We start from the raw sequence: 22744 nt of genomic DNA, 5'->3' as shown, positions 1-22744 counted from the left end.
GAAAAAACCGACGCAGGGTTACGCCCCCGGCGTCAGCTATTCACAACCGGGTCTGCAAGGCTGCTGAAAGCTTCTCTCTCTATATTCAGCAGCCTCAGCGGACGGATAACCGGGACCACCCGGAGACACGCCTGATGAGCGAGCTTTTTTACAACGCTGTGCCGAACGCGACCCGCGTCGCCCCGCCACTGCCTGAACCTCGGCAATACCCCAGCGAAAAACCGTCACGGGTGTACCTGTTCGGGACCTGCGTGGTGGATCTGTTCTACCCCGAAGCCGGGATGGACGCGATCCACCTGCTGGAACGCGAGGGCATTCGTGTCGAATACCCGCAAGGGCAAAGCTGCTGCGGGCAACCGGCCTACACCTCGGGTTACACCGAACAGGCCCGGACCGTGGCGCGCTCGCAACTGGCGTTGTTTGCCGGGGATTATCCGGTGGTGGTGCCGTCGGGTTCTTGCGCGGGCATGTTGCGCGAACACTATGCCGACCTGTTCAAGGACGAGCCGCAAACGCTGAAACAGGTTCAGGCCCTCGCGGCACGGACTTACGAGCTTGCCGAGTTCTTGCTGTTTGTCTGCAAGGTGCAGCTCAAGGACAGCGGCGAACCGGTGAAAGTGGCGTTGCACACGTCGTGCTCGGCACGCCGTGAAATGAACACCCACCTGCATGGCCGTGAGCTGTTGGCGCAGCTGAGCAACGTGGAGCGAGTCGACCACAGCCACGAAAGTGAATGCTGTGGCTTTGGTGGGACTTTCAGCGTCCGTATGCCGGATATTTCCGGTGCGATGGTGGCTGACAAGACCCGTGCGTTGAAGGAATCCGGCGCGCACAAGGTACTCAGTGCCGATTGCGGTTGCCTGATGAACATCAACGGTTCGTTGGAGAAACAGCAGGAGGCGTTGCGCGGTCAGCATCTGGCCAGCTTCCTTTGGCAGCGAACCGGAGGTGCCCGATGAGCAGCTCCACGATTATTCCTACGGTCGCCGTAGAAGAAGATTTTCGCAGCCGGGCTCACAAGGCCTTGGCTGACACGCAACTGCGAAATAACTTTCGCACGGCGATGGATTCACTGATGAGCAAACGGGCAGCGTCCTTCAGCGATGCCCATGAAAGAGAACATTTGCGAGCGCTGGGCAATGCCGTCCGCGCCCGCGCGTTATCCAAGTTGCCCGACCTGCTCGAGCAGCTTGAACAGAACCTGACCCGCAACGGTGTGACAGTGCACTGGGCGGAAACGGTGGACGAAGCCAATGGCATCGTCTTGTCGATCATCCGCGCTCACGAGGCGCGGCAAGTGATCAAGGGCAAATCGATGGTCAGCGAAGAGATGGAGATGAACCATGTCCTCGAAGCTCAAGGCATTGAATGCCTGGAGTCGGACATGGGGGAATACATCGTCCAGCTCGACCACGAGAAGCCTTCACACATCATTATGCCGGCGATCCACAAGAATGCCGGTCAGGTCGCGTCCTTGTTCCACGACAAACTTGGCGTGGAGTACACCAAGGACGTTGACCAACTCATTCAGATCGGTCGCAAAGTCTTGCGGCAGAAATTCTTCGAAGCCGACATTGGCGTCTCCGGCGTCAACTTCGCGGTGGCCGAAACCGGCACCTTGCTGCTGGTGGAAAACGAAGGCAACGGGCGGATGACCACCACGGTGCCGCCAGTGCACATCGCCGTAACCGGCATAGAAAAAGTCGTGGAAAACCTGCGCGACGTGGTGCCGCTCCTGTCGCTGCTGACCCGCTCGGCACTGGGCATTCCGATCACCACCTACGTCAACATGATCTCCGGCCCGCGCAAGGAACATGAACTCGACGGCCCACAGGAAGTGCACCTGGTGCTGCTCGACAACGGTCGCAGCCAGGCGTTTGCCGACAGCGAATTGCGCCAGACCCTGAACTGCATCCGCTGCGGCGCCTGTATGAATCATTGCCCGGTCTACACCCGAATCGGCGGCCATGCCTACGGCGAGGTTTACCCTGGGCCTATCGGAAAAATCATCACCCCGCACATGGTCGGCCTGGCGAAAGTCCCCGACCACCCGAGCGCCTCGTCGTTATGCGGCGCCTGCGGTGAGGTCTGCCCGGTAAAAATTCCGATTCCTGCATTGCTGCGTCGCCTGCGGGAAGAAAACGTCAAAGCGCCGGACAGCCCACATCAAGTGATGCGCGGTCAGGGCAGCAAGTATTCGCGCAAAGAACGATTTATCTGGAACGCCTGGGCCAGGCTCAACAGTTCGCCAACGCTTTATCGCCTGTTCGGCTTCTTCGCCACTCGCCTGCGAGCGCTGACGCCGAGCAACGTCGGCCCATGGACCCAGAACCACAGCGCACCGAAACCCGCGGCCCGCTCACTGCATGACATGGCCCGCGAGCATCTGGCCAAACAGGGGGACCGTTGATGAGCGCCAAGCAAAATATCCTCGCCAAATTGCGCAACAGTCTGACGGGCACCACGCCGGTGGCTGACAACTTCGATGTCGAACTGGTGACCGAGCCTTACACCTACACGCCGGAACAACGCATTTCGCAACTGCGCAAACTGATGGAAGCGGTGCATACCGAAATCCATCTGACGTCCAGGGAAGGCTGGCCCGAATTGCTCGCGCAACTGCTGCGGGACCGCCAGTTGCCGAGCCTGCTGATTGCGCCGACGACGCCCCACGGGCAACGCATCACCGAGCATTGGGCGAAAAATCCTGGCCTGCCAGCGCTCAAAGCCTACAACCGCCCGGTCGAGGAATGGAAAGCCGAGTTGTTCAACGACACCCCGGCCAGCCTGACTACCACCCTCGGCGCGATCGCCGCGACCGGTAGCCTGATTCTCTGGCCGACGCGGGAAGAACCGCGCTTGATGAGCCTGGTGCCGCCAGTGCATTTTGCCCTGCTCAAGGCCAGTGAAATCCGCGACAACTTCTATCAGGTACAGCAGGAATTCGAATGGGCCCAAGGCATGCCGACCAACGCCTTGCTGGTGTCCGGCCCGTCGAAGACTGCCGACATCGAGCAAGTGCTGGCTTACGGTGCCCACGGCCCGAAAGACCTGGTGGTGTTGATCCTGGAGGACCAATGAGTCTACCGGCGGCTTTTCTGCGCGATGCGCAGCAACTGATTCCTGAAGCACGACGTTTCGACGACCCGCTATCAACCCTGGCCTTCGGCACCGACGCCAGTTTCTATCGGCTGATTCCAAAACTGGTGATCCGCGTCGAGTCCGAAGACGAAGTAGTGGCGCTGCTCAAACTGGCGCAACGGGACCACATCCCGGTGACCTTCCGCGCCGCCGGCACCAGCCTGTCTGGCCAGGCCATCAGCGATTCGGTGCTGATTGTGCTGGGGGATAACTGGAACGGTCGCGAGATCCGTGGCCAGGGTACGCAAATCCGTCTGCAACCGGGCGTGATCGGCGCCCAGGCCAATGCGTGGCTGGCACCGTTCGGACGCAAGATCGGTCCGGATCCGGCGTCGATCAATGCCTGCAAAATCGGCGGCATCGTCGCCAACAATGCCAGCGGCATGTGCTGCGGCACAGCGCAAAATACCTATCACACCCTGGCCGGGATTCGTCTGGTGTTGGCCGATGGCAGCCGACTCGATACCGAAGACCCCAGCAGTGTTGCGGCGTTCCGAAAGAGCCACGCCGAATTGCTGGAGCGTCTGGCGACACTGGGCCGCGAGACCCGCGCCAATGCCGAACTGGCTGCGAAAATTCGCCACAAATACCGTCTGAAAAATACCACCGGGCTGTCACTCAATGCCCTGGTGGATTTCGACGAGCCTGTGGATATCTTGAGCCACTTGCTGGTGGGTTCCGAAGGCACGCTGGGGTTCATCAGCGCGGTGACCTACGACACGGTGATCGATCACCCGAACAAGGCATCGGCGCTGATTGTGTTCCCGGACGTGGAAACCTGCTGCAACGCGGTTTCCGTCCTGAAAAGCCAACCAGTGTCGGCCGTGGAACTGCTGGACCGTCGCAGCCTGCGCTCAGTGCAGGACAAGCCCGGCATGCCGGCTTTCGTACAACAACTGTCACCTAATGCCTGCGCTCTGTTGATCGAATCCCGCGCGGCCTCCTCCACTTTGCTGCAGGAACAACTGGCGCAGATCATGGCGTCGCTGACCGACTTCCCAGTGGAAAAACAAGTCGACTTCACCGAAGACCCGGTGGAAAACGCCCGGCTCTGGGCGATCCGCAAGGACACCTTCCCCGCCGTCGGCGCGGTGCGCAAAACCGGCACCACGGTGATCATCGAAGACGTGACCTTCCCGGTGGAACAACTGGCCATCGGCGTGAATCGCCTGATCGAGCTGTTCGACAAACATCACTACGACGAAGCGATCCTTTTCGGACACGCCCTGGAAGGCAATCTGCACTTCGTCTTCACCCAAGGCTTCAACAGCGCGGAAGAAGTCGCACGCTACCAGGCGTTCATGGACGACGTGGCGCAGTTGGTGGCCGTGGAGTTCGGCGGCTCGCTGAAGGCCGAACACGGCACCGGTCGCAACATGGCGCCCTTCGTCGAACTGGAATGGGGCAGCGACGCCTACCAGTTGATGTGGCAGCTCAAACGCCTGCTCGACCCCAACGGCATTCTCAACCCGGACGTGGTGCTCAGCGACGATCCACAGATTCACCTCAAGCACTTGAAACCGTTGCCGGCCGCCGACGAGATTGTGGATAAGTGCATCGAATGCGGTTTCTGCGAACCGGTGTGCCCGTCGAAAGGCCTGACCTTGAGCCCACGCCAGCGCATCGTGATCTGGCGTGACATCCAGGCGAAGAAACGCGCCGGCATAGACACCGCCGAACTGGAGCAAGCCTACGAATACCAGGGCATCGATACCTGCGCCGCCACAGGCCTGTGTGCACAACGTTGCCCTGTAGGCATCAACACCGGCGAGCTGGTGAAAAAGCTCCGTGGCCGTAACGCGACCCATACGAAAACCGCCAACTGGATTGAAGGCAATTTCGCCACTGCGTTACAAGGCGCGCGCTTCACCCTGCATGTCGCCAACGGTGCGCGGATGCTGTTGGGGGCGCCACGCTTGGCGAAGCTTTCGGCAACATTGACCCGCTTGTCCAAAGGCCAGGTCCCGCAATGGACCAACGCCATGCCACAGCCGGAAAAGGCCATTCGCTTCAGCCCGAGCGTATCGGACGAACGCCCTCGGGTGGTGTATCTCGCGGCCTGCGTGTCGCGGGTCATGGGCCCGGCGGCGGGTGATAAAGAGCAAATGTCGCTGTACGACAAAACCCGTGGCCTGCTGGAAAAGGCCGGTTACCAGGTAGTCTTTCCAGACAATCAGGACAACCTCTGCTGCGGCCAGCCATTCGCGTCCAAGGGCTATGCCGAACAGGCCGAACACAAACGTCAGGAGCTGATCGGCGCACTGCTGCACGCCAGCCGCGGCGGGCTCGACCCGATCTACTGCGACACCAGCCCCTGCACGCTGCGGCTGGTTCAGGACCTCGGCGACGTACGACTGGACCTGTACGACCCGGTGCGTTTCATCCGTACGCATTTGATGGACCGACTGGACTTCACCCCGCAGGAAGCACCGATCGCGGTGCACGTCACGTGCAGCACGCAGCATCTAGGCGAGAGCCAGGCGTTGATCGATCTGGCGCGCAAATGCAGTAAAAACGTGGTCATTCCGGAAGGCATTCACTGCTGTGGTTTTGCTGGCGACAAAGGCTTCACCACGCCGGAATTAAACGCCCATTCGTTACGCACGCTGAAGGACGCGGTACAGCAATGCAGCGAAGGGATTTCCACCAGCCGCACCTGTGAGATTGGTCTGACACAACACGGTGGAATTGACTACCACGGGCTGGTCTATCTGGTGGATCGGGTGACCCAGGCCAGAGCGGTCTGACACCGAAGCACAAAAAGAAGGGGCAATAACGCATAATGCAAAAACCCGTTCCCACAGAGATTGTGCGTTAGGCGTCATTGCCCCTTTTTCGCACCCTCCTCCCGGAAAATCTTTCACTCCCTCGCAAGCGAAAACAGAACCCTTGCACGCCGTCACAGTCCATTTGTTAAGCCCCAATCAGCGTGGCCCAATCCCCACCCCCGTTCCAGGAGATACCCATGAAGCGTTCCGCCCTGGCTGGACTGCTCCTCACTGCAACAATGCTGGCCTCCTCCGCATACGCCTCAAACGATAGCGATCAATGCGTAATGAAGCTCCAGGAGGTCAATAGCAAGCTGTCCAGCGCAGCCACGCTGGACGCCGCCACCAAAGGTGTCGTCGTCACCAAAGCCGAACAAGCCAAGGCCGCCCACGCCTCCAACAACGACAGAGAGTGTGTTTCCCTGGCGCAGCAAGCGCTTCAGGACATTCAAAGCCACATGAATAGCCATTAGGGCCGGGCCAGATAACATGCAGGTAAGGACAGAAGGTCGACTCGCCGCGCGTATTGGCGTACACTTCGCTTACCTGCTGGTTACACACAGCAGGTTCGGGGCCGCTTTGGATTCGACGCCGGTTGCGAAACTTTAGGTGCATGCCGACTTGGTAACAGAAGTCGTAAATCCACTGTTGCAACTACTTATAGTTGCCAATGACGAAACCTACGGCCAGGAATTCTCTCTCGCTGCGTAAGCAGCCTTAGATCCTGAGCTTCTGGTACCTTCGGGTCCAGCAATCATCAGGGGATGTCTGTAAACCCAAAGTGATTGTCATATAGAACAGAATCGCCGTGCAGTACGTTGTGGACGAAGCGGCTAAAACTTACACAACTCGCCCAAAGCACCCTGCCCGTCGGGTCGCTGAGGGTTAACTTAATAGACACGGCTACGCATGTAGTACCGACAGCGGAGTACTGGCGGACGGGGGTTCAATTCCCCCCGGCTCCACCATTTCATCATCTAAAGACGTCCACGGACGTCTTTTTTTGTGCCTGCGATCCAGTAAATATGCGGCATCCAGCGCTTTTGCGATCTTCTGAGATTTTTTGAGTTCCAGCCATTCGGGTATTCCAAACGGTATTCCAGGCCATCCGGTGCTAATCTTTGGAATACCAAATCAGTGCCTGAGGAAAATCTCATGCCTGCTCCAGCCCTCCGTCTCTCCGATCGACAGCTCAAGGGAGTCAAACCCGCGTCCAAGGATTACGTCCTCACCGACGGTGGCGGTTTGCAGCTCCGTGTACGCAGCAACGGCTCATTGCTGTGGAATTTCAATTACCGTGAACCTGTGACCAAGAACCGAATCAACATGGGCTTGGGTACCTACCCAGAGCTCTCGCTGGCGAACGCCCGAAAGATGGTGGTTGAAGCACGCGAGCTGCTCGCCCAAGGCATCGATCCGAAGGTGCAGCGCGATACGCTGAATGAGGCCAAGCGCGCCGAAACGGAACACACCTTCGAGAACGTTGCCACCGCCTGGTTCGAGCTCAAGAAAGACTGGGTCACCCCGGCCTACGCCGAGGACATTTGGCGGTCGCTCACGCTGCATGTGTTCCCCGACTTGAAGACGACGCCACTCGCGAAAATCACTGCGCCGATGGTGATCGAATTGCTTCGTCCGATTGAAGCGAAAGGCAGCCTGGAGACGGTCAAGCGCCTTAGTCAGCGACTTAACGAGATCATGACTTACGGCGTCAACGCCGGCCTGATCTTCGCCAACCCACTCAGCGGCATCCGGGCGGTTTTCAAGAAGCCCAAGAAAGAAAACATGGCCGCGCTTCCGCCCGAAGAGCTCCCCGAGCTCATGCTGGAAATCGCGAATGCCAGTATCAAACGCACGACCCGCTGCCTGATCGAATGGCAGTTGCACACCATGACTCGCCCTGCCGAGGCGGCAACCACTCGCTGGGCGGACATCGACTTCGAAAAACGAATCTGGACGATCCCACCTGAGCGTATGAAGAAGCGCCGCCCTCACAGCATCCCGTTGAGTGGTCAAGCAATGGCATTACTGGAAATACTCAAATCCCACAGCGGTCATCGGGAATATGTTTTCCCGGCAGACCGAAACCCACGCACTCATGCCAACAGCCAGACCGCAAACATGGCGTTGAAACGCATGGGCTTCCAGGACCGCTTGGTCAGCCATGGCATGCGGTCGATGGCTAGTACCATCTTGAATGAACATGGTTGGGACCCGGAACTCATCGAGGTCGCGCTGGCGCACGTCGACAAGGATGAGGTGCGGAGCGCCTACAACCGAGCTGACTACATCGAGCGCCGGCGGCCGATGATGGCTTGGTGGAGCGAATACATTCAAAAGGCGTCGACGGGTTATCTCTCGGCCAGCGCGATCAATGTAATCAGAGATCGGAACGTAGTACCGATCCGTTAGGGCGGCGACAGCGGCGACACTGGCGACAGACAGCGCGGCGTCTACATCCCTGCCGTCGGAGTTGATGGCAACAGTCGCCAACTCCCCTTGCTCTTAGCCTCTCCGGCTAAGCCCCTGATCATGGGGAGGCTTCGCATCCCCATGATCAGGGGCTAACACTATAAAAGCGACAAACGGCAACTTTGCTACTGACTACCACCGGCCTCCAAGGCAGGTCAGACCATGTGCCTGGCAAACTTCTAGACGCCCTCCCCCGATTGACCCATGCCCCTGCGACCGATAGAACGAAGCTTCAAAGCGCTGCCATCGGCAGCACCCACGATGGCCAGAACCTTCAAGGTCATGCCGCTGACGCGGTGGTTCATCCCAAAGTGCGATTCGCGCCCGGAGGCTCGCACAGTCATTCGCCAGAGTGATGGACGCCTACTTAAAGATCCGCCTAGTGCGGCAACCCGCTAACCCTCAAGCCCTGCAGCAACGAACCTGCTCGGCCAGCTTTTTGCGCCAACCCTTCGCCCGTCTCTTTCTCCAGAAAAGAGACGGGCGCATCTCACACTGCTGCAGCCCTGCTCGCACGGGCCTTTGCAGCTCTCCCCCTCGTGACAATCGGCGTGACAAACACCGAATGCTCACTCGCAACAGCGATGCAGATGATGGTGCCGCAGTCCAAGGAATGGACTGCCCCTGACTGACAGTCAGGCATGCCCCGGTCATCACCTCGCAGCCCTTACCCGACTCAGGATCTCGCGGCACCGGACTCGTCAGCCAGTGCAGCCTCCACCCGCCCACCGTTATCGGTGCTCAGGAGGCCAGATCATGAGATGCCCAAGCTCCCGGTCGTAAGGAGCCGTCAGTCCCGCGTGAGTGGACAACCCTCACAGGCTGCAGGGGCCTTGATCCCTGATAACACTCAACAACCGTGGCGGGATGCGTGAGGGCGAAGTCGATTATCCCAGGAGAATACCGATGCAACTATGCGAAGCGTTCGAGCCACCACAACCCTTGCTGGAATACCAGCAGGCACCATTGCCCTACCCGGTCGAAGCACTCGGGAAACTGTTGGGCCCTGCGGTCGAGCGACTGGCCGACGTGATCGGCGTGCCCCGTGCCATGGCTGCACAATCGGTTCTGGCCAGCGCTGCTCTGGTGAGCCAGGGTCATGCCAATGTCCAACTCGATGGCCGAACCTATCCGTTGTCACTCTACCTAATGACGGTGGCGTCCTCGGGTGATCGCAAAAGTTCGGTGGATCACCTGGCATTGAAGGCGGCGCGCGACTGGGAACGACAACAATGGACCCTGTATGCGGAAAAGCTCAAAGCCTATCGCGCAGCCAGCAGCATCATGGCCAAACCCAAAAACTCAAAGAAACCCGCGGAAGTGGAAGACAGTGAGCGATCCGAGCCGGTGCCACCAAGGCTGATCATTGCCGAACCCACTATTGAAGCCCTGGTCAAAAGTCTGTGCCATGGCTTGCCCAGCATGGGCTTGTTCAATGATGAAGGTGGCCAGTTCTTGGGCGGCAGCACCATGAGCAAAGAAAACCTGCTTAAGGCGATCACCACCTTGTCGACACTGTGGGATGGCAGTCCGATCGACCGGGCGCGCTCCATGGCCGGAGAAAGCCTGCGCGCCTATGACCGCCGCCTCAGTCTGCACTTAATGCTGCAGCCTTACTTGGCCAACCAGCTTCTCAAAGACCCGGTGATCAGAGGCCAAGGCATCCTGGGCCGCTGCCTGATCAGCTGGCCCGAACGTCTGGTCGGTCGGCGCTTGTACAAAGCAGTCGACCTGACGCGAGATACCAAGGTCCAGCGCTACCAAACGCGCATCACCGCCCTGCTGGAAACGCCATTGTCGCTGCACAAAGACGGCTCACTTAACCCCGCCAGGCTGGAACTGACGCCCAGCGCTCGCACTGCCTGGATTGATATTCACGACACCATCGAATGCCAGTCTGGCGAGTTCGGTGAGCTGGCGGGCGTCCAATCCGTCGCAGGAAAAGCGGCAGCCAATGTGCTGCGCATCGCCGGTGTGCTCGCGGTAATAGAAGATGCGAATGTAGTGAGTGAAGCCCATATTCAACGCGCCTCAACGCTGATGGATTACTACCTGGCGGAGATCCAACGCCTGACCGAACAAGAGCCAATCAACACTTTACGTGAGGAAGCGGATCGACTGCTGCGCTGGCTGACGCAAAAAGGCTGGACCCAATTCACTATCCGCGATCTCAATCGCAACGGCCCTCGCTTTGCACGCAAGAGCAGCCATCACACTGCCACACTGCTCGTCGAGCTGATCACGCATAACTGGCTGAACAGTCGCGATGCCAAAACTTTCGAGGTCCGCCATGTTTCGCCTCAATGACGCTGTGCGCTGCTACCAGGCGCAACATCAATCGCAACCAGAGTCACGGCGTGTCGCCACTTCTATCGCCACCTTGTCGCCACGCGCCAGGCCAGAAATGTCACGGGTTGTCGCCACTGTCGCCGCTGTCGCCACACCACCTCTTGACCCCGCCAACATCGCCCTGCTGATCGAACAACTGCGTGAGGAAGGCGCACTGCTGAAACACCAGGAGAACTCCCTACTGATCCGCCCGACAGACTGGAAGCAGGTGGACAGGCTCAGTCCTCATTGGAAAGCCCTGCTGCTCTTTCTGCAAACAAATGAAAACGGTGATGACGATGGCTCTGGTCGGTCGGCGTGATGGTCGCAACTTTGGCTATGGCCGCCAGCTGAGCTACGCCGGCCCACAAGCGCTAGAGGATCTGTTTGCCGGCGGCCACTTCGCCACGGTCAGAGCACATAGCGATCGCTGGCAAGCGTTCGTGCGTTGGTGTCGATCAGTGGACGGCCCCGGTTACAACGATGCACGTCAGATCGATCGACGGACGCTGCAAGACTACGCCGCGTATCTGCGCCAGCAGATCCAGCAAGGTGAACTCTGCATCGCTACCGCGCAGAACCGCCTAAGCAGCGTCAACCGCACCCTCGCTGCGCTGCGCGGTGATCAGGACGTGAGGATCGCCAGCCCGAGTCAGGCGTTGGGACAGCAGCGCTCGAACGTGCGCACCCGCGCGCCGGATGGCCAAGACCACCAACAAGTGCGGCGAGTACTCGAGGCACTTGGCGAACAGCAACACGAGCGCGTGGCCGCGATTGTTCTGTTGGCCCGAACAACCGGTATGCGCCTGCGCGAAGCGATCCTGGCTGACCTGCCACAACTGCAATGCGAAGCCGAACACTTTGGCCGTATCAACATCCAGGACGGCACCAAAGGTGGCCGCTCAGGGGCTTCAGCACCGCGATGGGTCGATGCTAATGAAAAGGTGAAGGTGGCGCTGCAGTTGGCCCGTCATGCGTCGCCGCCCCGCAGCCGCAACTTGCTGGCCCGAGACGAAAGCTACTCCGTGTTCCTGCAACAGACCGTACTCCCCGCCCGCGAAACGCTGCATGAACACGGGCTGAAGGGTTTCCATGAACTGCGAGCGGCCTACGCCTGCGAACGTTACGAGCAGCTCACTGGCCACGCCGCACCGGTCAATGGTGGTCACTGCTATCGCATTGACCGCAACCTTGATCAGCAGGCGCGACAACAAATCAGCGTTGAACTCGGGCATAACCGGATCGATGTGATTTCGGCCTACATTGGAGGTCGAGCGTGACCAAGCCCTTCGATATGGCGCTGTTCCTGAGCGGCGTACTGACCGGTTCGAAGGTCACGCAGCGACGACACCTACGGCAAGCCCGAATCATGCAAGCGGCCATTCAACAACGATGGCAACGAGACAATCCCTGGACCTGGCAGCTCAAGCATGTGCGCTGGTTTCTCACTCAGCGCCTGAAAGATCACTCCGACGCCACCCGGTATTACTATCGGCTCACCGCTCTGTTGATCTGGAAACGATTAGGGAATGACCGAGAAATGCTGATCAGCCGCTCGAATCGTGGATAGGCACCCCTTCCAATTTCACCTGCCCGACTTCATCTATCTCAGCGTGGATATCCTATTGTGGATAAACCTGCTCGAAAAACACCGGCGCAATGGCAAAAAAACAACCCAAATCGGCTAGTCGTGACAGGCAAAACCGGCCAGAAAAGCTCAATTTCCTCACCATCCAGCCACTGCTCGGGTAGCATCAAGTTAACTTTGCTCTCTGAGCTCATTAAAGAATAATAAAATTACATTATCCATAAAGAGCCCCGCATTGAACACAGAGAAAGTCATGTACAATGCAATCCCGCCATAGGCAGTTTAGCGTTATGATCATCACCACTGACTACGAAAAATTATTTAAAAGCCTGCGTGATCATCTTATTTCACACTCACCACGCTTGACGAAGGACATAACGGAATGCATTAAAGTATTCTTCCGACATTATTTCAGCACCAACCACACAGTTTTATGTAGTCATGCAGAAGGCAGCGAGTATCTCACGGATATTTTAGTTACAAATTTTGACCCAAAAAAAATTGTTCAACCACGAACTCTATCCATGGCAAGTTCGGCTTTGAGCGTGCATTTGGCAGCAGAGTCTGAACTAGGCGGCGTCGGTGCATCATCAGCGTACGGAGTAATGAAAAATGTTGTTGAAGACTATATCAAGTTGCTGTTGGTTCGCTGTAGCTATAGGGTGATGATTTTCACGTCCTTACCATATGCTGACGAGATAGATCATGTACAAAATCGGATTGAGACGTTAAGAAATCTTTACGCCAGCACTCCGAAGCTGGACTCCGGTATGCTATTAGTACACCTCACAGGAACTCAACCAAAGTCAAGTCAAGTTCAGGCGGTAATTACGGAAGATTCAGTACGCGGTTTCATAATTTCTGAGTGTGGCAACCTCACACAGGAAGTCGCAGTACAGGCTGTGTAAACAAAATCGCAAAAAAATGAACGTAACCGAGCCACGAACTATACCTACCTCAAGATAAGGCAACCTTTTACTGCGGCGTCTCAGGCGAGCAGTTCCACAGTAAACCGTTGACCCATGTTGGGATAGGTGGGGTTTATGGAACACATACGAACAAACAAAAACTGGACACCACATGGAGCTCCCGCGTGGGGCTATCAGTTGTCAGAGACTTTTTAAGCATGGCGGTCAGCCCCGCATTCTCGACCTCGGTGACGTGGTAGCAGTAATGCGAATACACTCCTACTGGTAGTCCTGGTTGATCACCTGCTGGCCGGCGATGGCAGCCGTAAGTGCCGTACCCGCTGTTGCCCGTCGATCAGTACCTTTTTGCCCTCGGCCTGGGAACCATCCTTCAGCCTCCTCGTCGGGCTGCACCAGGCAATGATGTAATCCCACACCCCCCTGATGCAGGCTGTCTATCAGGTCACGCACCTTAGTGGGTCCCCAGACGAAGGGGCGCTGAATTTCCGGAATGGCAATCTCGCCGTACTTGACCCAGCTCAACAGGGTTTCGATCAGGTGCTGGTTAACCGAGTACTTCTGCGCTGACGTGGACATTCCTTTGCATGCGTATAGACGAACCTAGTCAGCCGAAGCAGGTAGCAGGCCTGCCAGGCCCGACTTGGTCAGATACGGCACTTTGCCAGATGGAACCAAATTGGCAGCTGCTTCCAAGTGCACATCCTGATCATCGAAGAAGATGTGCGGGTTGAAGGCTCGGAGCACTTTGGGTTTGCCAACGCCACCGAGGAAGAAGGCTTCGTCGACATACACGCCCCAGGCGCGTAGGGTGTTGATTACGCGCATCTCCGACGGAGAGTTCCGTGCGGTAACGATGGCGATTCTAATTGGTGAATCCTTACCGCCGGTGGGCAGACGCTCCTGCAACATGGCCAGCTTTATCAGGAGGCTAGCATAGGGTCCCTCTTCCATAGGCGTGTGTTGCAGCGCATCTTCCTGAGCCTGAAAGGCATCCAGGCCCTGGGTTTTGTAGACCAGCTCGCTGGCGTCGGAGAACAGCACGGCGTCACCGTCGAAGGCGATGCGCACCTGGCCTTCGGGGATTTGTGGAGCGTTGGCTGGCGGCGCCTTGAGGATCGCTGCAGCGCATTGCCTGGAGTCGATAACTTTTTGCGCATCCTCCACGTTGGTGGTCAGGAACAGATCTACATCGAAGGCATCCATGTAATCGGCCACCGACTCGCCGCCGGTAAACGCCGAACGGGTGATCGCCAACTGGTCGCGGCGAATGGTCTTGAGCACGCGGATCCCGGTATCCGGACTGTTGCGCGACATCACCACCACTTCGACCAGCGGAGACTGGTCTTCACTTTGCATATGCCGGTTGAGCGCGAGCAGCGCCTTCACCAAATGGTAACCGGTACCTGGCGCTAACGGCTCGTCCTCATGTTCCTGCATGTAGCGGCGATAGTTGTCGATCACGCTTTCCGGGTTAGCCTCCAGTGCGGCCTTGAACATCTGGTCGGACTCGCTCATGTCGAACAGAGCAGTGGCGGAGATGCCGACGACCAAGGTGTTACTTAAATCAAACGCCATTTAGCCAACCTCTATGCCTCTCCGAACCGCCCAGTGCTAGCGGAGTAGAAACCTTTTGGGGTACGTCCCAAGAGTCGATGAACATAACCACATAGGTTACAGAAAGCCCCCCGCGCTAAATATTTACTTACGTCACCCTCGGTCGGAGGCTGCTCCGCGAGCTGGGCTTTTTCAACGTCGGCGATGGCTTGAGAGACACAACACCTTACCTGGCGATGCATTTCCTGCCCCAGCACAAGACCGCCAAGCCTCTGCGCCTCAAAACGTGATCTCATCAATAATCTTCAAGCACTCCCGTTTCTCAATGAAGCGAGAAGATAGTTCATTGACAACTGCCGTATCTATGCAAATCACGTCAGTGTCATGCTCTCGCTCACCATGAGGTTCGGGCTCAACAAAACCTCGATCAAATCGCAGGCCTGCCTTTTGATTAAATAGGTAGCGTGCATGAAAGTCTTGATCCAACTGATCGCCTGCCACCCGGCAAACGGTGAATCTGACGCCGTGCTCGATCCATGTGTTAAGCAGCCCCTCATACTCCAGCCTTACCACAGCCGAGCTGCGGGAATCAGTACCGTAATCTGAAAATACAATCACCTGACTCGGTACTGCTCCATTTACCTCGCAAATACGGAGCATAGAATCAAGAACTTTTGTACATTTGCGCCTAGACTGAAAATAGGGATCCACAAGCACGATTTGATCCGAGGCTGTAAGTACATACTTAGCCGCCTCTGCTAGCGCATTCGCATTACGCTTAACATGAACTTCCCGTCGATCTTCAAAAAGATTTTCGTGAGCATCATCAATGCTATGAAGCTTATCTGAAGTAGGCTGACCTTTTATCAATACCGCAGATAGCTGATTTAAAACAGATTCAGCCTTGACACTCTCCAGCCAATTAGCCCCCTCGTAGGGCAGCCCCATCCGCACAAGGCGATCATCCTTGACTATTCGCAATTTTTCCTCAACTCGCGCCAACTCAATATCGCCGACCCCATTTGACTGGCAAGCGTCCATTACCATCTTCATCCAGCTTTTCGGATAGCGCGCAATTAGCAGCCCCTTGCTATAGCCGAACTTCTCCAAGGCATAGCGCAGATCTTTCCAATTATTGACGGCATCCGGTTCTATGGCGAATATGGTGTGCATCAGAACAGTTCCTCTCCACGCTCAGCGAAGAAGCCATTGGGCCAACGGGTGGTGAACTCGCCAGAGCTATCAATTTCGATACGCCGGGTTCTGACGCCTGCTTCTCCTGGCTCCATATAGACGATTGAGACATCGGCCGGAGAAACGGGTTGCAACCCCCCCGGTAACTCACCTTCTGAGGTTTCACGGATTCGGCGCAAGATCCGCAGGATGAGATGCTCGCTGTGGGTTTCGATCAGGAAAGTGCCTTTGTCCCTGGCTTGCGTCAGCAAATCGCCGATACCAACCTGAATCCTCGGGTGGACATGCAGCTCTGGCTGCTCGCAGGCGATGATGCCCTGTCTGGATTGCACCGCTGCGACCACAAGCGGGAACAGCTGTGAGATCCCGACGCCCACCTCCGAAAAGGCCACTTCAATGTTGTTGAAGTCATCCCACAGCACCCATTTGTTGTAGTGTTCCTTACCAACCAACTTTCGAGCTTTAGCTTCAGCAGGCTTCGCAACTGACTCCAGAGTTTTCTTCAGCACACCAAGGTCAACAGAGCGCTCCTCGGGCTGTGGATTACCGTCTGCCTCAGCATCGGTGACAGTTAGGAAAAGCTCATCCCCTAATGTATCAACAAATGCCCTCAACTCACTGAGCGTATCGCTGCCTCCCGAGTAAATGACCTGACTGACCACGGCTTTCGAACGCAGGGAGTATCCGAGACTCAAGGTGCCTGGCTTATTCAGCCAGTGATTCATCTCTGCCATGTTGGCAGCACTCAGCCGTGCCGTTACATCCCAGGCAGCGGCACCTGAATACCAGTCTTTTTGCTGTGGGTAGGGATTGGACTGATGCAAGGCGTCGGGGATTAGGCGCAACGGGCCAATGCATAAGCTCTGGTTCAGCAAGGCCAGCACATTGTCCAAGGGGGCAACCACCACATCCGACAAAATTTCGTGCAGACGCGCAGTGAGAATCGTTTTATCCGTATCGATCACCGTCTCAAGCCGCTTGCCCAGTATGGGCAACGCTCCCGCAAAACCCTTGAAGCCAATGACCGCATGCTCGAAGGAAACCTCAGCGCTTTGCCCTACACCCATTCTGGAAACTTTTTCCGTCCTGCGATTGGCATTAAGCAACTCATGGAGGAGGCTGACAAAGGCCGCGTCCTCGTAGTTGTCCTGATCAGCCTCCGCCAACAAAGCCGGATGTCGATAGTTGAGCCAAGTAATAACGGGTTGTTTAAGGCCAGCATCACTAGCAAGCTCGGCAATCAGGCTGTCATCCAGCCACACCTTGTAGCAAGCCACATAAGCAGTATCTTCGGCCTTTGACCAAGCGATATGAAATTCCACGGCCAACCGCTCGGCGTCGGCCGTGGAGCTATCGACGGGCAGCGCAAAATCGTCCCCTACCAGATCCACGATCTGGTTGTAACTAGAACCAATTGAGTCGGATTTATCGAGGGTCAACTTGATGACCATTCGCTTTGTTATATCCCGATTGTTGACAAGTCTCTTAAACCCGCCTACGTGCTTTTCACCCAAGGCATCAATGCGTTGGGGGTCGCATTGCCCCTTCTCCAGCATCTGCTGTACATAGAACAGTGCCATTAGCACCGAACTTTTGCCCACGCTGTTCGGCCCAAGCAGGAACGTCACAGGTGCCAGCGGGATAGATTGGGTGGCCTGAAAGGAGCGAAAGTTGGTCAGGGATATTTCCGTTATGCGCATGGCTTATCTGCTCTAGTGATGCCCACAAGGCCGTCTGGTGGCCGGTGAATGACGTCGATTGATGTTTAGGCCGCTTTTGGCCAGCAGCCTGATGGCGCCCAAACAGCCGCGGCCAGCACCAGCACCAGCACCTCGGACAGATTGTCTAGGCGCATTGAAATTTTCTTACCTATAACTGCCCTGAAAAGGCCCTTTGGCTCAGCGAACTAAACAGGTCCTCAGACTCTGCGATACTCATTTTCCCCATATATGCCTGGTGTTTTTTCAGAACAGCTGAAAATTTATCTACCAAGCCCAAAGGCGGCACTTGAATCGGAATTTTATTAAGATTTTCTTGATTCAACTTTGGCTGAGCGCTACCACTCACAAAAGACTCAAGCCCCCGCATATTTATCGAAAACGCGAGGTAGTCTAACGAGAACCCATTCTTTACACCCAGCACATGAGCGTGATTATTAACCCAGTACCGACCATCAGCAATAAAAGCGATAGGCGTGGATCTTGCCAGAAGATTTGCACCATCCTCACCGATAAGAAGATGCTGCCCCTCAAAAATAAAATCATTCACATAGTCAATTACGCCGCTCGCACCGTAATAAGGATACTCCCCTGCCATATCAGTACGATCTGAAGCCTTTATAGGTACTCTTTTTCCATCCTTATTGACGACCAGATGCCCCAAAGGCTTGACCTCCCAGCCTTTTGGGTTGGTCACCGGGTCGCCGAACATGTCCAGAAACACGGCGTGGAGGAAGTCGTCGACGAGCTGGATGGCTTGCTGGCGTTTGCGGCGGATGGCGTCGGCCTTGTCGAGGATGGCGGCGATGCGCTTTTGTTCGGGCAGGGGTGGGAGGGGGATTTCAAATTCCCTTAAATCCTTAGCTGACAGGTTTGGCTGGGCTGCACCATTTCCAAAGCGGGATATCTCACGAGCACACAACGTGCTTCGCAAGTAGTTTTTTAAATAATCCTCACAGATTGATTTATCCGGCCTAATAATTACGAGCGAAGAAGCTATAGCTCCTTTAGGGACAGATGAGTCAACTACGGCAAATTTCCCAAGGGATCCTCGAAGACAGAACAGTATATCCCCATACTGAACCTTTCCATTGCTCAACAAGTCGTATCTTTCTTCTGAAATAAAATTTGCCCCAGAACAAACTATCGAGTGACCTTCCGTAAGGTTTCCAGCATTTATGAACGGTATACCACTCGACAAAATACTGTCTTTGGAAGGGTAGTTCGTTCCTCTATCGCCATTTACCAGCTTGCAGACCTTTCCAAGCTTCACCATAGGCCAACTCACAGCATCCCCTCCAGCTTATCCAGATCCGCCAGAATTTCCTGCTCCAGCCCTTTTAGCCGCTGCAGTATCACCTTCGGGTCTTCGTACTGCTCCTGCTGGTACTCCACTTCCTTGTAGCGGTTGATGGAGAGGTCGTACTTGTTGGCAGCGATATCCTTGGCCTGGACGACAAAAGCCTTTTTGCGCTTGTCGCCAAACAGGATGTTGATGGTGCTGGCGCTGATATTGCTCTCGACCATCTGCCGGTATTTGTGCCATTGGGCAATGGCATCGGGCAGGTCGTTGCTGCCGTCGCCCCTCAGCTCGGTGCGCTTGTCATCCAGCGAGTAGCCGTCAGCCTTCAGGTCGTAGAACCACACGCACTCGGTGGTGCCGCCCTTGGTGAAAATCAGGATGGCAGTGCTGACGCCGGCGTAGGGTTTGAACACACCGCTGGGCAAGCTGACAATGCCTTCAAGCTGGTTGTTGTCGAGCAGCTCCTGACGCAGTTGCTGGTGGGCCTTGGATGAGCCGAACAGCACGCCGTCCGGCACAATCACGGCGGCGCGGCCACCGAGCTTGAGCGAGCGGAGGATATGGGCAACGAACAGCAGCTCGGTCTTTTTGGTTTTCACCATGCCGAGCACGTCGGGGTTGGTGTTGGTTTCGTCCAAGCTGCCTTTGAACGGCGGGTTGGCCAGCACCACGTCGAAGAAGTCCTGCTCCTGACGCGGGTAGTGCTCCTTGATGGATTTGCTCAGCGAGTCCTGATAGCGAATGTTCGCGCCGTTCACGCCGTGGAGCATCATGTTCATGCTGGAGACACGCAGCATGGTGGTGTCGAAGTCGAAGCCCCAGAACATCTCGCTGTTGATGTGCTGGCGGTAGGGTTCAAGCAGGTCGCCGGAGTAATGCAGGTTGCCGTCTTCATCGCTGAAGGTGCCGTCTGCGCTGGAGTACACGCGGTTGAGGTATTCCATACTGCGGGCGAGGAAGCCGGCGGTGCCGCAGGACGGGTCGCAGATCACATCGGTGGGCTGCGGGGCGATCAGCTCGATCATCGCGTCGATAATATGGCGCGGCGTGCGGAACTGGCCGTTGATGCCGGCGGTGGTGAGCTTGCTCAGCAGGTATTCGTAGATATCGCCTTTTACGTCGCTCTGGGTCAGCGGCAGCGCATTGACCATCTCCACTGCAGATGCCAGCACCGACTCGTTCTTGATCTCAAGGTCGGCGTCCTGCATATACTCACCGATATGACCTAGGCCTTCCAGGGCGCTGCCTTCCTCACCCAGGCCCTCTGCCGCATCTGACTGCTTACCCAGCTTGGCGAAATACGGGTAGACGTTCTGTTTGATGTGGGCGTGCAACTCCTTGCCGCTCTTGTGATAGAAATTCTTCCAACGCAGCAGCTGGCCTTCCGGCGTATTGGGGAACAGGCGATCGAAGGACTTGCCTGTACGATTGGCCTTGCGCTCGGCCACGTCTTCCTGCATGTCGAGCATGCGGGCGAACATCAGGTAGCTGATCTGCTCAATCACGGTCAGCGGGTTGGTGATACCGCCAGTCCAGAACTTTTCCCAGAGCTTGTCGATATCGTTGCGGATTTTGCCGGTAAGCATTTCAAATACTTCTCTTGATCAGAATTCGGGGTTATTGCTGCGCGGTCACTTCGCCAGCAAAAGGATCGTATGCGCCGGCGAGCAGAGACTCGTTTGACGCAGGAGCTTCCTCAATAGCTTCAACGATGAGCGACAGTCGATCACCTTCGAAGTCCATATGGGTAGGGTCAAGCTGCGGCAGTGTTTTGCTGACCTTGGCCGACAGCTTGTTGAAGCGTTCAACCTTGCCATAAAGGCCTTGCTTGCCAGCCAGGGCCTTAACGGTGTCATTGTAGTGGTTGCTGACAGTGTTTAGGGTACCGCCAAGTTTGCTGAGTCGCTCAGCGACAATGCAAACCTGGTTGTAGATCTCGCCGGCCTTCTCGCTGATTTCACGGGCTTCTGCGTTGCTTCGTTCGATCATCCACAGATTGGAGACGGTACGCAGAATGGGAATCAGCGTGGTGTGTGAAACCAGTACGATGCCCTTCTTGTAGCCGTACTCGAACAGATCCTTGTTGTGCTTCAGGGCCTCGATATAGGCTGGCTCGATGGGCATAAACATCAGCACGAAACCGGGGCTGCGCATACCGACCAGGTTGGTGTAATCCTTCGAGGCCAGATCATCAATGTGCCTGCGCACAGACTTCACGTGCTCGACCATCGCTAGCTGGTATTCTTCCGGCGTGCTGGCCGAGACCGCACGATCATAGGCGACCAGCGAAACCTTACTGTCAATGATGATGTGCTTGCCGTCCGGGATTTTGATCAAGTAGTCGGTCTGCTTGCTCTTACCCTCGGCATCCTTGAACGCACTCTGTACCTCATAGTGCGCCTCCTCAATCAGTCCGCTCATCTCCAGTGTGCGTCGCAGTTGTGCTTCACCCCAGGCGCCACGTTGCTGGGAGTCGCCTTTGAGCGCCGAAGTCAGGTTGTTGGCTTCCTTGCTCATCTTCAAACCAATATCCAGCACCTTCTTAATCTCTGCATTGAGGCTGGTGTTGCCTTGCAGAGACGCATCGTGAACATCATTGATGCGCTTTTGGAACCCTTCGATCTGATCGCGGAACGGCTTGAGCATGCCATCGATACTAGTCTGGCTCGTCTGGGTGAAGGTCTTGCCCTTCTCCTCGAAGATTTTATTGGCCAGGTTTTCAAACTCTTGGGTCAACGACTTGCGCGTATCGGCGAGCTGAAGCATCTGCTCCTGGAAGTGCTCTTCACGCTTCTGCAGTGTGGTCTTGAGCTCGGTATACTCGGAGGACAACGCACTAAGACGCTCCTGAAGCGCATTGTTAGCCTGCGCTCGCTCAGTCAATGCCAACTTTGCTTCGCTTAACTGCTCACGCACATCACGCTCAGAGGTTTCCAAAGACTGGGCTCGCTTGCCCTCAATGGCAAGCTCATCCTTGAGGCGGTCTCGATCTGCGTGCAGCTGTTCATTGGTAGCCTGAGTCTGGCCTAAGCGATCACGTAGTTCAGCTACCAGCTCCTCTCGCTTTTGCAGGGATGTATTGAGCTCCGCATGTTGATTACTAAGCGGCTGATATCGCCCCAGCAGTTCGTTGTATTGCTGAACCTGATCGGCCAATTTCTGCCGGAGCTCGGCGAGCAGCTCACGCGCCTCCCGCTCGCCCGTTGCTGCCACCTTGGCGCTGGCATCCACGTTAGCCAACTCGGCCTTGAGAGCATCGCGCTCGCCATTTAGCGAGTGCATCGATGTTTGCGCAGCAGCTAGACGGTCACGCAGATCGGTGACCTGTTCCAGTAGCGCCCGCCTTTCAGCTTGCGCGGTTTCCAGGCGCTTGGCGGTTTCATAATGCTGCCGACTCGCATCCTCCAGCTTCAACTGCAACGTAGCAGAGACGTCCTTGTTCTCCTGTTGCTCTGCGCGTAGTCGCTCCATGTTTTCGATGGTTGACTGCAAACGCGCGCTCAGTCCGCTTTCTGCAACTTGCAACTCATTGCTACTTGTCTGTGCTGATTTAAGCTGCTCCGCCAAAGAAGCCTGGTCAGCGATTGCAGATGCTTGGGCCTGAAGAGCCTGTTCAAGCTGGGCTGCCAATTGGCCGGCTTGCTTGCCCTGGCGCAACGCCGCAGCGAAGTAACCCAGCAGCGCCGAGCCTAGTGCGAGCACTGCGGTTAAAACAATGATATCCGTCGTCCATTGGCTGGCTTGCATAG

Annotated in this window: 18 protein-coding genes and 1 other RNA gene; 12 read left to right on the top strand and 7 right to left on the bottom strand. The window is 56.4% G+C overall.

Annotation, left to right across the window (positions count from 1 at the left end; all coding sequences use genetic code 11):
* Nucleotides 1-134 precede the first annotated feature (134 nt).
* The 12 genes from LOY28_RS03650 to LOY28_RS03595 all read left to right on the top strand — a co-directional run bounded on the left by LOY28_RS03650 (nt 135) and on the right by LOY28_RS03595 (nt 13205).
* A complete protein-coding gene (locus LOY28_RS03650; protein WP_018929467.1) occupies nt 135-959 on the top strand; it encodes a (Fe-S)-binding protein in 825 nt (274 codons plus the stop codon).
* The gene (locus LOY28_RS03645; RefSeq protein ID WP_111454480.1) at nt 956-2410 is read left to right on the top strand and encodes a LutB/LldF family L-lactate oxidation iron-sulfur protein; all 1455 of its coding nucleotides are present in this window, start codon (nt 956-958) and stop codon (nt 2408-2410) included. Before LOY28_RS03650 ends, LOY28_RS03645 begins: the two co-directional genes overlap by 4 nt.
* On the top strand, nt 2410-3081 hold the full coding sequence (locus tag LOY28_RS03640) for a lactate utilization protein (protein WP_018929465.1): 672 nt from the start codon (nt 2410-2412) through the stop codon (nt 3079-3081). The genes LOY28_RS03645 and LOY28_RS03640 overlap by 1 nt, the downstream gene beginning before the upstream one ends.
* Entirely contained in the window at nt 3078-5888 is a 2811-nt protein-coding gene (locus LOY28_RS03635) for an FAD-binding and (Fe-S)-binding domain-containing protein (RefSeq protein WP_258613099.1), read from the top strand. The genes LOY28_RS03640 and LOY28_RS03635 overlap by 4 nt, the downstream gene beginning before the upstream one ends.
* 218 nt (nt 5889-6106) lie before the next feature.
* On the top strand, nt 6107-6382 hold the full coding sequence (locus LOY28_RS03630) for a hypothetical protein (RefSeq protein ID WP_018929463.1): 276 nt from the start codon (nt 6107-6109) through the stop codon (nt 6380-6382).
* 97 nt (nt 6383-6479) lie between these two features.
* Nucleotides 6480-6877: a transfer-messenger RNA gene (gene ssrA, locus LOY28_RS03625) on the top strand.
* Nucleotides 6878-7064: 187 nt separating this feature from the next.
* On the top strand, nt 7065-8321 hold the full coding sequence (locus tag LOY28_RS03620; RefSeq protein WP_258613098.1) for an integrase domain-containing protein: 1257 nt from the start codon (nt 7065-7067) through the stop codon (nt 8319-8321).
* A gap of 966 nt (nt 8322-9287) precedes the next feature.
* On the top strand, nt 9288-10688 hold the full coding sequence (locus tag LOY28_RS03615; RefSeq protein WP_258613097.1) for a YfjI family protein: 1401 nt from the start codon (nt 9288-9290) through the stop codon (nt 10686-10688).
* Complete coding sequence (locus LOY28_RS03610; RefSeq protein WP_258613096.1) at nt 10672-11031, top strand: hypothetical protein; 360 nt, start codon at nt 10672-10674, stop codon at nt 11029-11031. Before LOY28_RS03615 ends, LOY28_RS03610 begins: the two co-directional genes overlap by 17 nt.
* The gene (locus LOY28_RS03605) at nt 11009-11989 is read left to right on the top strand and encodes an integrase domain-containing protein (RefSeq protein WP_258614409.1); all 981 of its coding nucleotides are present in this window, start codon (nt 11009-11011) and stop codon (nt 11987-11989) included. The genes LOY28_RS03610 and LOY28_RS03605 overlap by 23 nt, the downstream gene beginning before the upstream one ends.
* Nucleotides 11986-12279, top strand: coding sequence for a hypothetical protein (locus tag LOY28_RS03600; RefSeq protein WP_258613095.1), 294 nt, complete (start codon nt 11986-11988; stop codon nt 12277-12279). Before LOY28_RS03605 ends, LOY28_RS03600 begins: the two co-directional genes overlap by 4 nt.
* A 308-nt stretch (nt 12280-12587) precedes the next feature.
* On the top strand, nt 12588-13205 hold the full coding sequence (locus LOY28_RS03595; protein WP_258613094.1) for a hypothetical protein: 618 nt from the start codon (nt 12588-12590) through the stop codon (nt 13203-13205).
* Between the two features lie 279 nt (nt 13206-13484).
* Here LOY28_RS03595 and LOY28_RS03590 read toward each other — a convergent pair whose 3' ends face one another.
* The 7 genes from LOY28_RS03590 to rmuC all read right to left on the bottom strand — a co-directional run bounded on the left by LOY28_RS03590 (nt 13485) and on the right by rmuC (nt 22742).
* On the bottom strand, nt 13485-13802 hold the full coding sequence (locus LOY28_RS03590; RefSeq protein ID WP_258613093.1) for a DUF262 domain-containing protein: 318 nt from the start codon (nt 13800-13802) through the stop codon (nt 13485-13487).
* 24 nt (nt 13803-13826) lie between these two features.
* The gene (locus LOY28_RS03585; RefSeq protein WP_258613092.1) at nt 13827-14801 is read right to left on the bottom strand and encodes a 5'-nucleotidase; all 975 of its coding nucleotides are present in this window, start codon (nt 14799-14801) and stop codon (nt 13827-13829) included.
* Nucleotides 14802-15059: 258 nt separating this feature from the next.
* Nucleotides 15060-15953, bottom strand: a complete 894-nt coding sequence (locus tag LOY28_RS03580) for a hypothetical protein (protein WP_258613091.1) — start codon at nt 15951-15953, stop codon at nt 15060-15062.
* The gene (locus LOY28_RS03575; protein ID WP_258613090.1) at nt 15953-17674 is read right to left on the bottom strand and encodes an AAA family ATPase; all 1722 of its coding nucleotides are present in this window, start codon (nt 17672-17674) and stop codon (nt 15953-15955) included. The genes LOY28_RS03580 and LOY28_RS03575 overlap by 1 nt, the downstream gene beginning before the upstream one ends.
* Before the next feature lie 169 nt (nt 17675-17843).
* Nucleotides 17844-18980, bottom strand: coding sequence for a restriction endonuclease subunit S (locus LOY28_RS03570; protein ID WP_258613089.1), 1137 nt, complete (start codon nt 18978-18980; stop codon nt 17844-17846).
* On the bottom strand, nt 18977-20581 hold the full coding sequence (locus LOY28_RS03565) for a class I SAM-dependent DNA methyltransferase (RefSeq protein ID WP_258613088.1): 1605 nt from the start codon (nt 20579-20581) through the stop codon (nt 18977-18979). Before LOY28_RS03565 ends, LOY28_RS03570 begins: the two co-directional genes overlap by 4 nt.
* Before the next feature lie 31 nt (nt 20582-20612).
* Nucleotides 20613-22742 carry a DNA recombination protein RmuC gene (gene rmuC / locus LOY28_RS03560; protein WP_258613087.1) on the bottom strand — a complete coding sequence of 710 codons (2130 nt, stop codon included), beginning with the start codon at nt 22740-22742 and terminating at the stop codon, nt 20613-20615.
* Nucleotides 22743-22744 lie beyond the last annotated feature (2 nt).

Source organism: Pseudomonas sp. B21-017, from assembly GCF_024749245.1.
Lineage (GTDB): Bacteria > Pseudomonadota > Gammaproteobacteria > Pseudomonadales > Pseudomonadaceae > Aquipseudomonas.
Note: the sequence above shows the minus strand (reverse complement) of the source record. Positions and strands in the feature narration are given on the sequence as shown.

Excerpts from the sequence above, each read along its gene's own strand:
- rmuC (WP_258613087.1), bottom strand. The coding sequence starts at position 22,742 with ATGCAAGCCAGCCAATGGACGACGGATATCATTGTTTTAACCGCAGTG.
- LOY28_RS03640 (WP_018929465.1), top strand. The coding sequence starts at position 2,410 with ATGAGCGCCAAGCAAAATATCCTCGCCAAATTGCGCAACAGTCTGACG.
- LOY28_RS03585 (WP_258613092.1), bottom strand. The coding sequence starts at position 14,801 with ATGGCGTTTGATTTAAGTAACACCTTGGTCGTCGGCATCTCCGCCACT.
- LOY28_RS03565 (WP_258613088.1), bottom strand. The coding sequence starts at position 20,581 with ATGCTTACCGGCAAAATCCGCAACGATATCGACAAGCTCTGGGAAAAG.
- LOY28_RS03630 (WP_018929463.1), top strand. The coding sequence starts at position 6,107 with ATGAAGCGTTCCGCCCTGGCTGGACTGCTCCTCACTGCAACAATGCTG.
- LOY28_RS03615 (WP_258613097.1), top strand. The coding sequence starts at position 9,288 with ATGCAACTATGCGAAGCGTTCGAGCCACCACAACCCTTGCTGGAATAC.
- LOY28_RS03590 (WP_258613093.1), bottom strand. The coding sequence starts at position 13,802 with ATGTCCACGTCAGCGCAGAAGTACTCGGTTAACCAGCACCTGATCGAA.
- LOY28_RS03575 (WP_258613090.1), bottom strand. The coding sequence starts at position 17,674 with ATGCGCATAACGGAAATATCCCTGACCAACTTTCGCTCCTTTCAGGCC.
- LOY28_RS03620 (WP_258613098.1), top strand. The coding sequence starts at position 7,065 with ATGCCTGCTCCAGCCCTCCGTCTCTCCGATCGACAGCTCAAGGGAGTC.
- LOY28_RS03610 (WP_258613096.1), top strand. The coding sequence starts at position 10,672 with ATGTTTCGCCTCAATGACGCTGTGCGCTGCTACCAGGCGCAACATCAA.
- LOY28_RS03595 (WP_258613094.1), top strand. The coding sequence starts at position 12,588 with ATGATCATCACCACTGACTACGAAAAATTATTTAAAAGCCTGCGTGAT.
- LOY28_RS03650 (WP_018929467.1), top strand. The coding sequence starts at position 135 with ATGAGCGAGCTTTTTTACAACGCTGTGCCGAACGCGACCCGCGTCGCC.
- LOY28_RS03605 (WP_258614409.1), top strand. The coding sequence starts at position 11,009 with ATGGCTCTGGTCGGTCGGCGTGATGGTCGCAACTTTGGCTATGGCCGC.
- LOY28_RS03580 (WP_258613091.1), bottom strand. The coding sequence starts at position 15,953 with ATGCACACCATATTCGCCATAGAACCGGATGCCGTCAATAATTGGAAA.
- LOY28_RS03645 (WP_111454480.1), top strand. The coding sequence starts at position 956 with ATGAGCAGCTCCACGATTATTCCTACGGTCGCCGTAGAAGAAGATTTT.
- LOY28_RS03635 (WP_258613099.1), top strand. The coding sequence starts at position 3,078 with ATGAGTCTACCGGCGGCTTTTCTGCGCGATGCGCAGCAACTGATTCCT.